Source organism: Dietzia sp. (assembly GCF_036741115.1).
Lineage (GTDB): Bacteria > Actinomycetota > Actinomycetes > Mycobacteriales > Mycobacteriaceae > Dietzia.
The window spans coordinates 10446-25305 of record NZ_DAINST010000047.1 but is presented as its reverse complement, the minus strand read 5'-3'; the positions used below and the strand labels follow the sequence as shown (position 1 = coordinate 25305).

Annotated in this window: 13 protein-coding genes and 2 pseudogenes; 6 read left to right on the top strand and 9 right to left on the bottom strand. The window is 68.5% G+C overall.

Features of this window, described 5'->3' with window-relative positions; all coding sequences use genetic code 11:
* Positions 1–335 (top strand): annotated as a pseudogene (locus V7E05_RS08780) (hypothetical protein); the annotation flags it as partial.
* On the opposite strand, the gene V7E05_RS08775 reads toward V7E05_RS08780, so the two are convergent.
* The 7 genes from V7E05_RS08775 to V7E05_RS08745 all read right to left on the bottom strand — a co-directional run bounded on the left by V7E05_RS08775 (position 332) and on the right by V7E05_RS08745 (position 7059).
* A complete protein-coding gene (locus V7E05_RS08775; protein WP_333619287.1) occupies positions 332–706 on the bottom strand; it encodes a metal-sulfur cluster assembly factor in 375 nt (124 codons plus the stop codon). The pseudogene V7E05_RS08780 and the gene V7E05_RS08775 sit on opposite strands and share 4 nt — an antisense overlap.
* A gap of 117 nt (positions 707–823) precedes the next feature.
* Entirely contained in the window at positions 824–1276 is a 453-nt protein-coding gene (sufU, locus tag V7E05_RS08770) for a Fe-S cluster assembly sulfur transfer protein SufU (protein ID WP_333619283.1), read from the bottom strand.
* A 14-nt stretch (positions 1277–1290) separates the two neighbouring features.
* A complete protein-coding gene (locus V7E05_RS08765) occupies positions 1291–2547 on the bottom strand; it encodes a cysteine desulfurase (protein ID WP_333619282.1) in 1257 nt (418 codons plus the stop codon).
* Positions 2548–2553: 6 nt separating this feature from the next.
* Entirely contained in the window at positions 2554–3324 is a 771-nt protein-coding gene (gene sufC / locus V7E05_RS08760) for a Fe-S cluster assembly ATPase SufC (protein ID WP_333619281.1), read from the bottom strand.
* Positions 3325–3463: 139 nt separating this feature from the next.
* A complete protein-coding gene (sufD, locus tag V7E05_RS08755) occupies positions 3464–4711 on the bottom strand; it encodes a Fe-S cluster assembly protein SufD (protein WP_333619280.1) in 1248 nt (415 codons plus the stop codon).
* 3 nt (positions 4712–4714) lie between these two features.
* A complete protein-coding gene (gene sufB, locus V7E05_RS08750) occupies positions 4715–6172 on the bottom strand; it encodes a Fe-S cluster assembly protein SufB (protein WP_333619279.1) in 1458 nt (485 codons plus the stop codon).
* A 131-nt stretch (positions 6173–6303) separates the two neighbouring features.
* Positions 6304–7059, bottom strand: coding sequence for a helix-turn-helix transcriptional regulator (locus V7E05_RS08745; RefSeq protein WP_333619278.1), 756 nt, complete (start codon positions 7057–7059; stop codon positions 6304–6306).
* A gap of 282 nt (positions 7060–7341) precedes the next feature.
* Here V7E05_RS08745 and mptB point away from each other — a divergent pair, with 282 nt between their 5' ends.
* The 4 genes from mptB to V7E05_RS08725 all read left to right on the top strand — a co-directional run bounded on the left by mptB (position 7342) and on the right by V7E05_RS08725 (position 11848).
* Positions 7342–9024: a polyprenol phosphomannose-dependent alpha 1,6 mannosyltransferase MptB gene (gene mptB / locus V7E05_RS08740; protein ID WP_333619277.1), complete on the top strand. Its 1683-nt coding sequence runs from the start codon at positions 7342–7344 to the stop codon at positions 9022–9024.
* Positions 9024–10004 (top strand): ABC transporter ATP-binding protein, encoded by a 981-nt coding sequence (locus tag V7E05_RS08735; RefSeq protein WP_333619286.1) that lies wholly within the window; start codon positions 9024–9026, stop codon positions 10002–10004. Before mptB ends, V7E05_RS08735 begins: the two co-directional genes overlap by 1 nt.
* The gene (locus tag V7E05_RS08730) at positions 10001–10774 is read left to right on the top strand and encodes an ABC transporter permease (protein ID WP_333619276.1); all 774 of its coding nucleotides are present in this window, start codon (positions 10001–10003) and stop codon (positions 10772–10774) included. The genes V7E05_RS08735 and V7E05_RS08730 overlap by 4 nt, the downstream gene beginning before the upstream one ends.
* A 147-nt stretch (positions 10775–10921) precedes the next feature.
* A complete protein-coding gene (locus tag V7E05_RS08725; protein WP_333619275.1) occupies positions 10922–11848 on the top strand; it encodes a COX15/CtaA family protein in 927 nt (308 codons plus the stop codon).
* Between the two features lie 95 nt (positions 11849–11943).
* On the opposite strand, the gene V7E05_RS08720 is transcribed toward V7E05_RS08725, so the two are convergent.
* Positions 11944–13581, bottom strand: coding sequence for a hypothetical protein (locus tag V7E05_RS08720; protein WP_333619274.1), 1638 nt, complete (start codon positions 13579–13581; stop codon positions 11944–11946).
* 60 nt (positions 13582–13641) lie between these two features.
* Here V7E05_RS08720 and V7E05_RS08715 point away from each other — a divergent pair, with 60 nt between their 5' ends.
* Positions 13642–14610, top strand: coding sequence for a quinone oxidoreductase family protein (locus V7E05_RS08715; protein WP_333619273.1), 969 nt, complete (start codon positions 13642–13644; stop codon positions 14608–14610).
* 25 nt (positions 14611–14635) lie between these two features.
* Here V7E05_RS08715 and V7E05_RS08710 read toward each other — a convergent pair.
* Positions 14636–14860 (bottom strand): annotated as a pseudogene (locus V7E05_RS08710) (heme o synthase); the annotation flags it as partial.

The window sequence follows — 14860 nt, the reverse complement described above, 5'->3', positions numbered from 1 at the left end:
CGACGCTCCTCGCGGCCGACGGGGCCGCGGCGGATCTCGCCGACGGTCGCAAGCTGCGCAGCCCCGTCCCCCGCGGGACGGACATTCTCCACAGAGCCGGGTTGCGCGCGCTGCTCAGCATCTCACCGGACGCGCTCGCCGACATGTTCGCTGCCTTCGGGCAGATGGACGTCCGCCGTCAGGAGGCGTTCTTCTCCCGCACCCGCGGGCCTGCCGCGACCACCGCGGCGATGGGCACCCAATGGGCGAAGGCGGCCGCCACGACCCGTATCGAGGTCGCAGCCGCCGCCTTCGGGGCGCGGTTGCGGGGCGCTTCTCGCGCCGAGGGCAGCTAGATCGTGAACCCGAGGGCGCGGAGCTGCTCACGCCCGTCCTCGGTGATCTTCTCGGGGCCCCACGGGGGCATCCAGACCCAGTTGAGCTCGAGCTCCGTACAGGGCCCGTCGTCGACGACGGCGCTCTGCGCTTGGTCCTCGATCATGTCCGTGAGCGGACACGCGGCCGAGGTGAGGGTCATGTCCACGCGGGCGGTCGTGCCATCGTGGATCCAGATGTCGTAGACGAGGCCGAGGTCGACGACGTTGATCCCGAGCTCCGGGTCGACGACGTCGCGCATGGCCTCCTCGACGTCTGCGGCGAGCGCGAGGTCCTCCGGCGACTGCTCGGTGCGGTCAGCGGCGGGACGGTACTCGCCGTTGTATGCCATGGAGTCGTTGGCGCCGCCGGCATCGGCGACCCCTGCTCCTTCTTGCGTTGCTTCGGTCATCGTGTCCTCCCTGGTAGAGCAGTACGGATTGGCGGGCGGCCCCTGCCGGGGCGCCGGTCAGTTCGTCTGGGGCTCCTGCTGCTGGGCGAGGGCGTCCTTGAATGCCATCCAGCCGAGGAGTGCGCACTTGACGCGCGCGGGGTATTGCGAGACGCCGTGCAGTGCGACGGCGTCGTCGAGTAGATCCTCGTCTCCCTCGATCGTGCCCCGAGAGGAGATCATCTCGTGGAACGCGTCGAACTTCTCCATGGCCTCGGGCACCGTCTTGCCGACGAGCAACTCGGCCATCATCGACGTCGAGGCCTGCGAGATCGAGCAGCCCTGGGCGTCGTACGAGATGTCCTCTACCGTCTCCCCGTCGTCCCCGAGGCGGAGGCGGAGGGTGAGCTCGTCGCCACAGGTGGGGTTGACGTGGTGCACCTCGGCGCCGAACGGGTCGCGCAGCCCTGCGTGCTGCGGGTTCCGGTAGTGATCGAGGATCACTTCCTGATACATCTGTTCGAGCTTCATGTTGTTCCGATCGCCTACCTCACCGCGAAGAAATCCTGGGCCGCGACGACGGCCTCTGCAAGGGCGTCGACCTCGTCCAGCGTGTTGTACACAGCGAACGACGCGCGGACGGTCGAATTTATTCCGAACCGCTGATGCAGCGGCCACGCGCAGTGGTGGCCGACGCGCACGGCGACGCCGCGATCGTCGAGCACCTGGCTCACATCGTGGGCGTGGATGCCGTCCAGGACGAACGAGACCGCGCCGCCCCGCGCCTCGGTGGTCTGCGGCCCGACGATCGTCACTCCTTCGATGGCGGAGAGACGCTCGAGGGCGCGCGCCGTGAGCTCGCGCTCGTGCTCAGCCACAGCGTCCATCCCGATCGCCGAGAGGTAGTCGACGGCCGCCCCGAGGCCCACGGCCTGGGAGGTCATCGGCACTCCTGCCTCGAAGCGCTGGGGCGGATCGGCGTACGTGGTCTTCTCCATCGTCACGGTGGCGATCATCGAGCCGCCCGTGAGGAACGGGGGCATCGCCTCGAGAAGCTCCCTACGCCCGTAGAGGACGCCGACGCCCGACGGACCGAGCATCTTGTGCCCGGAGAACGCCGCGTAGTCGACGCCGAGGGTGTGGAAGTCCACCGGCATGTGCGGCACCGACTGGCACGCGTCGAGCACCGTGAGGGCGCCGACGGCCTGCGCCATCTCCACCATGCGCGCAACGTCGAGCACCGCGCCCGTGACGTTCGACTGGTGCGTCAGCGCCACGACCTTGGTCCGCTCCGAGAGCTCGATGGAGTCGAGGTCGATGCGCCCGTCCGCCGTCAGGCCGAACCAGCGGAGCGTTGCGCCGGTCCGGCGCGCGAGCTCCTGCCACGGCACGAGGTTGGCGTGGTGCTCGAGCTCGGAGATCACGATCTCGTCGCCTGGTCCCACGGACCGTCCCTCGAAGCGCTCGTCACCGAGCGTGTACGCCACGAGGTTGAGCGCCTCGGTCGCGTTCTTGGTGAACACGAGCTCATCGGCATCGGCGCCGACGAACTCCGCGATGCGCTCGCGCGCGCCCTCGTAGGCGTCCGTCGCCTCCTCCGCGAGCTGGTGCGCACCGCGGTGCACGGCGGCGTTGGAGCGCTCGAGGAAGTCCCGCTCGGCATCGAGCACCTGCACTGGGCGCTGCGAGGTGGCGCCGGAATCGAGGTAGATCAGCGGCTTACCGTCGCGGACCGTACGTGAGAGGATCGGGAAGTCGGCGCGGACCGCCTGCACGTCCACTGCATCCACATCTGCGGCCATACCGGCTTACGCCTTCGCCTGGTCGGTGTAGCGCTCGTAGCCGTGCTCCTCGAGCTCGTCTGCGAGCTCGGGGCCGCCGGAGGTGACGATCTGGCCATCGGCGAACACGTGCACCTGATCGGGCTTGATGTAGCGGAGGATGCGCGTGTAGTGCGTGATGAGCAGGATGCCGCCGTTCTCCTCCGACTTGTATCGGTTGACGCCGTCGGAGACCACACGGAGAGCGTCGACGTCGAGGCCCGAGTCGGTCTCGTCGAGCACGGCCATCTGCGGCTTGAGGAGATCGAGCTGGAGGATCTCGTGGCGCTTCTTCTCGCCGCCCGAGAAGCCCTCGTTGACGCTGCGCTCGGCGAAGTCGGGATCGATCTTGAGCTCACCCATCGCGTCCTTGACCTCCTTGACCCAGTGGCGCAGCTTCGGCGCCTCGCCGCGCACGGCCGTGGCCGCGGTACGGAGGAAGTTGGCCATGGAGACGCCGGGCACCTCGACGGGGTACTGCATCGCGAGGAAGAGGCCCGCGCGGGCGCGCTCGTCGACGCTCATCGCGAGGACATCCTGGCCGTCGAGGGTGATCGAGCCCCCGGTCACCTCGTACTTCGGGTGGCCGGCGATGACATACGACAGGGTCGACTTGCCGGAGCCGTTCGGGCCCATCACGGCGTGCGTCTCGCCCGAGTTGATGGTGAGGTCGACGCCCTTGAGGATCTCCTTCGCCTCCTCGGAGTCGTCGTTCGGCGTGACCCGGGCCGTGAGCCCGCGGATTTCGAGAGTGGACATCAGATATTTCGCCTTCGCTAGGTGGGTTTCGCTATTCGTCTCGGGATTCGTCTCGGGGCGCCGAGGCCGCGTTTGGCCCGCGCTCGCGGGGCGGTGGCCGGTTCTCGGGGGCCCGAGCAGGTTCGTTTATGACGGCGGACTACACGCCGATCAGGGCAAGCTCGTCCTCGACGTACTCGGCCAGCCGCTCGCGGACCTCCTTGACGGAGATCTTTGCGATGACCTCGCCGAAGAAGCCGCGCACGACGAGGCGCCGGGCGACCTCCTCGGGGATACCGCGCGCCTGGAAGTAGAAGAGCTGCTCGTCGTCGAAGCGGCCGGTCGCGCTCGCGTGGCCCGCGCCCTCGATCTCGCCGGTCTCGATCTCGAGATTCGGGATGGAGTCGGCGCGCGCGCCGTCGGTGAGGATGAGGTTGCGGTTGAGCTCGTACGTGTCCGTGCCCGTCGCGGCGGCGCGGATGAGCACGTCGCCGACCCACACCGCGTGAGCGTCGGGCTTCTTGGTTGCGCGATCGCCCTGGAGCGCGCCCTTGTACATGATGTTCGAGCGGCAGTTCGGCACGTCATGGTCCACGAGCAGTCGGTGCTCAAAGTGCTGCCCGTCGTCGGCGAAGTAGAGGCCGAGCATTTCGATGTCGCCGCCCGGGCCGGAGAAATGGCCGTCGGAGGCGACTCGGACGAGCTCGCCGCCGAACGTCGCCGCAGCGTACTTGATGCCGGCATCGCGGCCGACTCGCACGTGGTGGCCGGCGAGGTGGACCGCGTCGTCCTCCCAGTCCTGGACGGAGATGACCTCGAGGTATCCGCCGTCATCAACGACGAACTCGACGTTTTCCGCGATCGTGCCGCTGCCGGTCTGGTCGAGCACGACGACGGCGCGGCCGAAGCGCTCGACGCGGATCTGCGTGTGCGCGAAGGCTACGGCGTCGGCGCCAGGGCCGGACATCCGCACGACGACGGGCTCGGCGATCTCCTGCTCCTTGCCCACCGTGATGATGGTGGCGTTCTCGGCGGACGTGAAGGCCTGGGCCTGCACGCGATCCGAGGGCTCGCCCGCTGCGCCGAGGCGCGCGTCGTCCATCGGCGCAGTCTCGACGGAGATCGCGTCGATGGTCGCGCCATCGTGGTCGCCGACGCTGATGCTCACGGTCCCCGTGGCGGCGGCGTTCGAGCCGTCGTGGAGGCCGCGGAGGCGCTTGAGCGGGGTGAACCTCCACGCCTCGTCCTTGAAGGTCGGCACCTCGAACGCGGCGACGTCGCGGGAGGTGAAGACGTCGCCCTTGGTGAGCGTGGAGTCGAACTCGTTGCTCTGGATGTTGTTGCGGTTGCGCCCGGTGGACTCTGCCGCGGCGCCGCCGGTCTGCTCGCTCTTCTCGGTCGTCGCCATGGACTAACCCACCGATCCTTCCATCTGCAGTTCGATAAGGCGGTTGAGCTCGAGCGCGTACTCCATGGGGAGCTCCTTCGCGATCGGCTCGACGAAGCCGCGGACGATCATCGCCATGGCCTCGTCCTCGTCGAGACCGCGGCTCATGAGGTAGAAGAGCTGGTCGTCGGAGACCTTGGAGACGGTGGCCTCGTGGCCCATCGTCACGTCGTCCTCGCGAATGTCGACGTATGGGTAGGTGTCCGAGCGCGAGATGTTGTCCACTAGCAGCGCATCGCACTTGACCGTGGACTTACTGCCCTTGGCGCCCGGGTTGACCTGGATGAGCCCGCGGTACGCGGACCGGCCGCCGCCGCGCGCGACGGACTTGGAGACGATCGAGGACGAGGTGTTTGGCGCGAGGTGCACCATCTTCGAGCCGGTGTCCTGGTGCTGACCCTCGCCGGCGAACGCGACGGAGAGGACCTCGCCCTTGGCGTGCTCACCGGTCATCCACACGGCCGGGTACTTCATCGTCACCTTGGAACCGATGTTGCCGTCGATCCACTCCATCGTCGCGCCCTCTTCGGCGCGGGCGCGCTTGGTGACGAGGTTGTAGACGTTGTTCGACCAGTTCTGGATGGTCGTGTAGCGGCAGCGCCCACCCTTCTTGACGATGATCTCGACGACCGCCGAGTGGAGGGAGTCCGACTTGTAGATCGGCGCAGTGCAGCCCTCGACGTAGTGCACGTAGGCGCCCTCGTCGACGATGATGAGCGTGCGCTCGAACTGGCCCATGTTCTCCGTGTTGATGCGGAAGTAGGCCTGCAGCGGGATGTCCACGTGCACGCCCGGCGGCACGTAGATGAAGGATCCACCGGACCACACCGCGGTGTTGAGCGCGGAGAACTTGTTGTCGCCCGCGGGGATCACGGAGCCGAAGTACTCCTTGAACAGCTCGGGGTGCTCGCGAAGGCCGGTATCGGTGTCCACGAAGATGACGCCCTGGCTCTCCAGGTCCTCGCGGATCTGGTGGTAGACGACCTCGGACTCGTACTGCGCGGCGACGCCGGCGACGAGGCGCTGTTTCTCCGCCTCGGGGATGCCGAGCTTGTCGTACGTGGCCTTGATGTCCTCGGGAAGCTCTTCCCAGCTGGTGGCCTGCTTCTCCGTGGAGCGGACGAAGTACTTGATGTTGTCGAAGTCGATGCCGGAGAGGTCGGCGGACCACGTGGGCATCGGCTTCTTCTCGAAGATGCGGAGCGCCTTGAGGCGCGTCTCGAGCATCCAGTCCTGTTCGCTCTTCTTCCCGGAGATGTCGCGGACGACATCCGGGGACAGACCACGCTGAGCGGAGGCGCCGGCGGCATCGGAATCGTGCCAGCCGAACTGGTACGCACCGATGGAATCGATGATCTCCTCGTCGGTGGACAGCGAGCGCTCCGAGTTCTCTGCGGACACTTGGTCCTGGCTGAGAGTCATTCGATCTCGTCCTTTCGTTGAGTACCGCGGGCGGTGAGGGCAGTCGCCCACTCGCGGCGTCGAGCTGTGGTTCTGGCGCCGGCCCGCCTTCGGAGGCGGCCCGGGTCTTCGGGTCTTCGGAATCGGCGGGGCTAGCCGGGTGGCTCCCCGGGATCTGCCGACCACTCCTTACCCGGTCTGTCTACTGCGACCGGGATGTTTGTCGTGCACGCGCAGTTCCCGACCGCGAGGGTCGCGAGCCGCTGGATGTGCGTACCGAGCTTGACCTCGAGCACGCCCTGCTCCGCGGCGCACAGTTCGGGGCACTGCGAGGCGACGTCCCACACCGGGCAGTGGTGCTGGCAGAGCTGCACCCCGGTCACGGTGTCGTCGACGGAGGCCTCGTATCCGGCCGCGGAGAGGGTGCTCGCGAGCTCCCTCGCCACGCCGCGAACCTCCTCGGGGCTCTCGGCTGGACTGATGTCCTCGACGAGCGCCTCGAAGCGGCTGAACGCGAAACGGTACACGGCCTCGGACCCGCCCGCCGCGCGCAACGCCTCGAGGGCATCGAGTGCGAGCTGGCCGTTCGAATCGCCGCGCAGCCCGCGACCCCGCGCCGTGAGCCGCCACGCCCGGGCCGGGCGTCCGCGGCCCTTCGCGGGGCGCCGGATGGTCTCGACCAGCGACTCCTCCGCGAGGATCTCGAGATGACGGCGAACCGCGGTGGGTGTGAGAGCCAATGCCTCCGCGACCTCGGCCGCAGTGGAATCTGGGTGCCGCAGGAGTAGCCCCAGCACCTTTTCCCTGGTGCCGGTGCCTTGCTCGAGCTCGTGCTCGGCCACGCCTGACGCCGTGGACGACCTGGGCGCCGCAGAGTCCTGGGACAACCGGGACAGCTGTTCCGTCATTCGCTCACCTCCTCACGGCAATACACTTTACGCAACACCGACCTTTCGTAAATAATTCCGCCCCCATACGGCACCCCGTGCCGCCCTGCCTCTCCCCTTCTCCGCTACGCGCCGACCCGCCGTCCTTCCCGCTTTGCCGCCGCCGCATATGCCCATGACGGCGGAGATCCGGGTCGGCCGGGCGGAACCGGACTTCCGCCGTCGGGAATAGGGGTGTAGACGGGTTAGGGTTGCAGGCGACATGCGCGGCTTCCGCGCGGGCAGGTGACGAGAGGACGTGCGGTGGGCCGAGCGGTGGAGGCGTCGTCCGCGGTGCTCGCGCGGCTCAATTCCGCGGCGGCGTCCTTTGGCACCCGGGTGTCCCGGTACACCGCTGCGGAGTCGGGGCACGGTCGCCTCGACGAATCCCGCCTCGCCCTCGTCGCGAGAATCCGGCTGCTCGGCACGGCCGCGGCGGTCCTCATGGCGTTGGGTGCGCTCGGCGCCGGCGCGCTCCCCGTCCTGCACAATCCGCTGCAGGGCGAGCGCGTCGTCGGGCTGCTGCTGCGGATGCAGCAGACGTCGATGACCATAGCGATGATCGGCATGGTCGGGCTGACATTGTGCTGGCTCGGAATCGGATATTTCGCACTCGGCCGCAGGCTTCGCGGCGGTTCGATGCCGACGATCAGGCGGCTAGCGATCGACAGGATCATCGCGAGCTGGGCCATTCCCCTCGCGCTCGCCCCGCCGATGTTCTCGAAGGACGTCTACAGCTACCTCGCACACGGAGCGATGGCCTCGATCCTCAAGGATCCCTATTCCCTCGGCCCCGTGGCGGCGCTCGGGGCGGACCATCCGCTCACGATCAACGTGCCGACGATCTGGCGCGAGACCCCCAATCAGTACGGTCCCGCATTCCTTCTCATCGAGCGCCTCGTCTACGAGGTCTCGGGAGACAACGTCATCCTGGGCACGGCTATCCACCGTGCGTTCGCGCTCGTGGGCATCGCGGCGATGGCGTGGGCGATCCCGCGGCTCGCCCGCCGCTGCGGCGTGTCGGACGTCGCCGCGCTGTGGCTCGGGGTGTGTAACCCGCTGGTGCTGTTCCACCTGGTTAGTGGCATCCACTCCGAGTCGGTGATGCTCGGCTTCCTCGCGGTCGGCCTCGTTTGGGTGTTCCGTGCGACCGACAACGCGGGGGTGTGGGCGCGCCGCGAGTACTTCTTCTTCATCGCCGGGACGGTGCTGGTCATCGCCGCGGCAATGGTGAAGATCCCGGTGATCGTCGCGCTCGGATTCGTCGGTCTCGCTCTCGCCAGGCGCCTCGGCAACGACCTACGCGCATTCGTCCGCGCCGTGCTGGCGATGTCCGCGATCTGCGTGGCGACGACGGTCGTCGCCGTCCTCGTGAGCGCTTCGGGGACGGGGTGGATCACCAAGCTCGGTGCCGCCACCGCGGTTCGTTCGTGGCTCTCGCCGCCCACCGCCCTCGGAGTGATTGTCGGCGGGGCCGGACAGCTTCTCGGACTCGGTGACCACACCGAACAGCTCCTCGCGATGACCCAGGCCGGCGGAATGGTCCTCGCGGGCGCGTGGACGCTGTGGCTGCTCTGGGTCGTGTGGACCGGCAAGCTCAACCCGCTCGGCGGGATGGGGCTGGCGCTCCTCGGTATCGTGCTCATGTTCCCCGTCGTCCAGCCGTGGTACGCCCTGTGGGCGATGGTGCCCCTCGCCGCGTGGGTCTCGGCGTGGCGGGTCCGTCTCATCGTGATCGGATATTCGGCGCTTCTCGCCTGTTTCGTCCTCCCGCCCGGATACGGCCCCCCACCGGCGGTGACGATCGGCGCCTGGGTCGCCACCGTGATCACGCTGCTCGTCATCCTCATCGCGTGCCTGTGGTGGCCGGGGTTCCTGCGCCTGAGCCGAATCCGTGAGACCGGCTCGCGGCCTGCGGAGACCGACTCACTACCATCGGCTACGTGATCACGGCGGACTACGATCTCGCGCTGCGCGTACGCGGGTTGACCAAGAGCTATGGCGAGAAGCTCGCAGTGGATGGCATCGACTTCGATGTGCGCCGCGGCGAGGTCATGGCCCTGCTCGGTCCCAACGGCGCGGGAAAGACGAGCACGGTCGAAATATGTGAAGGCTTCCTCGAGCCCGATCCCGGTTCGTCCGTCTCGATCCTCGGCCTCGACCCGGTGCGCGAGCGCGGCGCGGTCCGCGAACGCGTGGGCATGATGCTGCAGGGCGGCGGAGCCTATTCGGCGGCGCGCACGGAAGAAATGCTCAGACTCGTCGCGTCCTTCTACGCCGATCCTCTCGACGTGGACTGGCTCCTCGACATCCTGGGGATGCGCGAGCACGGGCGCACCCCCTATCGCCGGCTCTCCGGCGGGCAGCAGCAGCGGCTCTCCCTGGCCTGCGCGATCGTGGGCCGCCCGCAGCTCGTATTCTTCGACGAACCCACGGCTGGCATGGACGCCCAGTCCCGGCTCGTCGTGTGGGACCTCATCAGGGCGCTGCGCCGCGACGGCGTCGCCGTGCTGCTCACCACCCACCTCATGGACGAAGCCGCCGAGCTCGCCGATTCCGTGGTGATCATCGACCGCGGTTCTATCGTCGCGTCCGGGACGCCGGAGCAGCTCTCCGCGCTCGGCACCACCAACGGGATCGTCGCGAGTTTCGCCGCAGACGTTCCGGCGACCGAGCTGGACTCGCTCGCGGAAGCGCTGTCGCGGCGCTCCTTCCCCGGTGCCGGCACCGCCGGCGGCGGGGAGGTTCGCGTCCGCCCGGGTAATCGGGCCCACGAGATCAGCATCGACGGAGAACCGAGCCCCGAGCTCTTCGCCGCGGCGTGCGCGCACTTCGCCGAGCGCGGCCTCGCGCTCGATTCCATCGGGCGCCGGCAGCGTTCGCTCGAAGACGTGTTCCTCGAGCTCACAGGGAAGGAAATGCGTTGAGCGAGGCATTCCCCGCTGGGACTTTCGATCGGCCCTCCTCGCCTGCATCGCGCTCCGCGATGTGGGTGGCGCAGACGCGGATGGAGTTCTCCCTCTTCATCCGTAATGGGGAGCAGCTGCTCCTCGCGCTCTTCATCCCCGTCGCCCTGCTCGTCGGGCTCACCGAACTCGGTGGCTCGACCATCCAGCAGCCGCGAATCGATGCCGCGGTACCCGCCGTGTTCGCCGTGGCGATCATGTCGGCCGCATTCACCGGGCAGGCCATCGCAGTCGGATTCGACAGGCGCTACGGGGCGCTCAAACGTCTCGGCGCCACCCCCCTGCCGCAGGCGATCATAGTCGGCGGCAAGATCACCGCGGTCCTCCTCGTCGTCGCCGGGCAACTCGTCGTCCTCGGCATCGTCGCGTTGCTCCTCGGCTGGCGGCCCGAGCTCCTCCACGTGCTCGCCGCGCTCGTTCCCGTGGTCTTCGGGGTGCTCGCTTTCGGCAGCCTCGGACTGCTCCTCGGCGGAACGCTCAAGGCCGAGGTCACGCTCGCCCTCGCCAACCTCGTCTGGTTCGTGCTCCTCGCCTTCGTCGGCGCGGCGATCGGGGCGGTCGAGCTCTCGAGTGGCGTCCACGATGCGATGCTCCTCATCCCCTCATTCGCGCTCACCGAAGGCATCTCGCGGGCCCTTGCCGGCGAGTTCCCCGGAGTGGAGCTGCTCGTGCTCGGCGCCTGGTCCATCGCCGGCGGTCTCGCGGCCTCGCGCTACTTCCGCTTCACATAGCGCCGGCTCTCCCACTCGGGACCGGATTCCGGGACCGGATTCTGGGAACGAGGACATCGACCAATAGAATCCCTACTTGTGACCAGCACGAACCAGTCCGCAGCCCATCCCCGAACCGCGTCCGATGATTCGGAAGGAGGGCCCCGGATGCTCTCGCGCCTGCCGGTCCCGTCCTCCCGCACACTGTGGTGGCTCGCGCTGCTCAATCTCATTTGCCAGATCGGGATCATGGGCACCGGCGCGATCGTGCGTGTGACGGCCTCCGGCCTAGGCTGCGAGGAGTGGCCGCGCTGCAACCAGGACAGTTTCGTCCCGGTCGCCGGCGCCGCCCCGTGGGTCCACCAGCTCATCGAGTTCGGCAACCGGACCCTCACCATCGTGCTCACCGTCGTCGCGGTCCTCCTCCTTCTCGCCGTGCTGCGGGCGGGCCGCCGGACGGAGCTCAAGGCTCTCGCGTGGATCATGCCGTTCGGCATCCTCGCGCAGGGGATCATCGGCGGGATCACCGTGCTCGCTGGGCTCCTGTGGTGGACTGTTGCCTTGCACCTCGTGCCCTCGCTGCTCCTCGCTGCCTGCGCGGCGGTCCTTTTCGTGCGTATTCAGGAACCCGACGACGCGCCGGTCCGCGTCCTCGCGGGCTCCCGTTTCCGCTCCGGCATCGTGCTCTCGGGGGCGCTCCTCGCCGCCGTGCTCGTCGCGGGCACGCTCGTTACGGGCGCAGGCCCGCACGCAGGTGACGGACGCGTCAAGGCCGAAGACCGTCTCCAGGTCGACATCGACCTCCTCGCCCACATCCACGGCGAGCTCATGGCGGTCTACCTCATCCTCGTCGTCGCACTCGTGGTCATCGCCTTTCGCAAGGGGATGGACCGCGTCGTGCGCCGACGAGGCATCGTCCTCGTGTGCGGAATCCTCGCTCAGGGAGCTATCGGCCTCATCCAGTACTTCACGGGAGTACCCGAGGCGCTCGTCGTTCTCCATGTCCTCGGCGCAGGGCTCGTGACAGCGCTCACCGCGATCCTCTGGGCCGGCTGCCGCGTGCGCCGGCCGGAGCCGGGACCCGAGCTCGCCTGACTCTCAATCGCAGCGCAGAAGGGCCCTACAGCGAGGAACTCGCTGTAGGGCCCTTCTGCATTCGGCCCGCCCGAATACGGGCGGGCCGCGGGTGCTTAGACCAGGCGACCGGAGCCGGCCATCTTCTCCCAATGCCCGGCAGGTACGTCGATCTTCAGGGTCGTCTTCTTCGACCAGTCGTCGGTCTCGAGATTGCCCACCGAGCCGATGACGGCATCGGCCTGTTCCTCCGAATCGACGAACTGCTCGCCGAGCACGCCGTCATCGCCGACGAGGCAGAGTCGAACGCCGCGCCGACCGACAGGCTCGCGCACTACGTACGCCATGCCACCGTGCGCGGAAACGAACCGCGAGATGTTGCGCACGACCTTCTTCGGCGCGAGCGCGGCCTGCTCGGCGGCCTTTTCCTTCTCCGCCTTCTTTCGGGCCTTTCCCGCGGCCTTCTTCTGGGCGCGGGTCTCCCGCTCGGGCGTCTCGCCGGCGTCCTTGGACGAATCCGCAGCCTGATCGGCGTCGGAATCGGAGGAGGACGAGCTCGCGACAGCCGCGGCTCCGGCGGCTGCGGCCGCACCGGCGCCTGCGGCGACGACAGCCGTTCCCGCACCGCTCTTCTCCTCGACACCGCTCGCCGAGCCGGATTCTTCGCCGCCTGCGGGCTTCGCGCCGCCGAGGGAGAGCCCGCCGGAGCCGCCGCCGGGCGCCTTGGCCTTGGAACCGCCGCCGAGCGTAAGCCCGCCACCCGAGCTCGGTGCCTTCGTGGCCGAATCCGGCGTCTTTTCGGTGGATTCCTGCGCGGTGGAATCGTTCGAGGAAGTGGTCTCCGCCGCGTCGGGCGCGGGGCTCTCGGCGGCCTTCGCACCGCCGAGCGATAGCGCCGCGGCACCGCCGCCGGGCGCCTTGGCCTTGGAACCGCCGCCGAGCGTGAGCCCGCCGCCTGAACTCGGCGCCTTCGCGTCCGACTCGGATGATTGTTCTGCGGGCTCGGTTGTCCCGGCCGACTCCGCGGGTGCTGGGGACTCCTGGGCAGCCGGCTTCTCCGCCGGCGCAGTGGACTTGCCGCTCGCGGCGGTGGCTTGTTCAGCGGCCTTTCCGCCACCGAGGGTGAGCCCTCCGGCGCCGCCGCCGGGAGCCTTGGGCTTCGATCGTCCGCCGAGGCTCAGAGTGCCGCCAGAGGTCTGCGCCTTCGCCTCCGTTGCGGGAGCTTCGGACTCGGCCGCAGAATCCGAGGCAGCACTGGCCCCATCCTTCGACTCCTCGCCTGACGGCGACGCCTTGGACGCGGCCGCAACCCCTGCTCCCGCAGCGACGCCCGCTCCGGCGAGACCGCCGAGCGCGAGCTTGCCGCCGCCGGGGGCGGGCGCGGACGAAGGGCCATCGAGGCTGAGGCCGCCCACGGAGGAAGAATCCTCGCCGGATTCAGATCCGGAAGCGGCTTCGCCGCCCTGCGCGGTATCGGCTGAGCTCGGTGATGAGGCTTGCGCCTGGGTTGGGGCGGTCTCGGTGGACTCCGTGGGCTCGGCGGCGTCCGAGGCCGTAGAGGTCTCGGCGGCGGGACCTGAGCCGTCATCCGGCGAGGCATCTCCGGAGGCATCGCCGGACGAGGTGGGCGCGCTCTGTGCGGCGCCGTCCCCGATAGTGATGCCCTGGCCTGAGGCCTGACCGGCCGCGGGCTTGGGGCCTTGACCGTAGCGCGAGTGGAGCTGCAGCTTTCCGCTGCCCTGCGAGGAAGTCATGCGGCTATCCTACTTGCCGGTAGTGGCGATACACAGGCGACATTCGTAATACTGGTCTGTATGCATGCAATCGTCGTGTTCAAACACGGAGGCCCCGAGGTCCTGGAGTACAGCGAGGTCAAGGATCCCGAGCCCGGGATCGGCGAACTCCTGGTCAGGCCTCTGCGCATAGGTGTCAACTACATCGACACCTATTACCGTGAGGGCATCTACTCGCGCGAGACCCCCTACATCCCCGGCGATGAAGGTGCGGGCGTCGTGGTGGGGGTCGGCACCGGAGTGTCGGAGTTCGCACCGGGCGACCGAGTCGCCTGGAGCAGTGCGCCATCGAGCTACGCCCAGTACGTTTGCGTCCCGGCCGCCCGAGCGGTGCCCGTCCCCGACTCCCTTCCGGACGAGATCGCCGCGTCCGCATTGTTCCAGGGGATGACAGCCCACTACCTCGTCAACGACACCCACCGTGCGAAGGAGGGCGACTTCGTCCTCGTCCACGCGGGAGCCGGCGGCGTCGGCCAGCTGCTCATCCAGATGTGCGTGCAGCAGGGTCTTCGGGTCATCGCCACGGCATCGACGCCGGAGAAGGTCGCCATCGCGAAGTCTCGCGGCGCGGAGATCGTCCTGTCCTACGAGGAGGCGACGGGAACGACGATCCGCCGACTCACCGACGGCGGCGTGGAGACGGTGTTCGACGGGGTCGGCGCCGCGACCTTCGATTCCTCGCTCGATAGCCTCCGGGTGCGCGGCACGTTCGTGCTCTACGGTGCCGCCTCCGGCCCCGTGCCGCCGTTCGATCTCCAGCGGCTCAACTCCGGAGGCGCGCTGAGTATCACCAGGCCCTCGCTCGCCTACTTCGTTCGAAACCGCGAGGAGCTGCTCGAGCGTTCCGGTGCCGTGCTGTCGGCGCTGGAATCCGGGGACCTCGAACTCGAGGTGGGTGCGACCTTCCCGCTTTCTCAGGCCGCAGAGGCGCACCGCGCGCTCGAGGGGCGGAAGACGCAGGGCTCGATCGTCCTCGATCCTCTGTCCTGAGTCAGAAGTCGGCGGCGCGCGCCGATCAGAACAGGCTGGAGATGGTCGGCAGGCCGAGCACAGCGTCGATCGACAAAGCGACGAAAACCGCCGCGAGGTAGTTGTTCGAGAGGATGAACAGCGACAGCGGCTTGACCTCGACCCCGCGCTTGACCCCTGCGTAGAGGCGATGCGCCATGACGAGGAACCAGACGCCGAAGCCGACCGAGCCGATGGCGTAGACCCATCCCGCCGCCGGGATGAGTAGGAA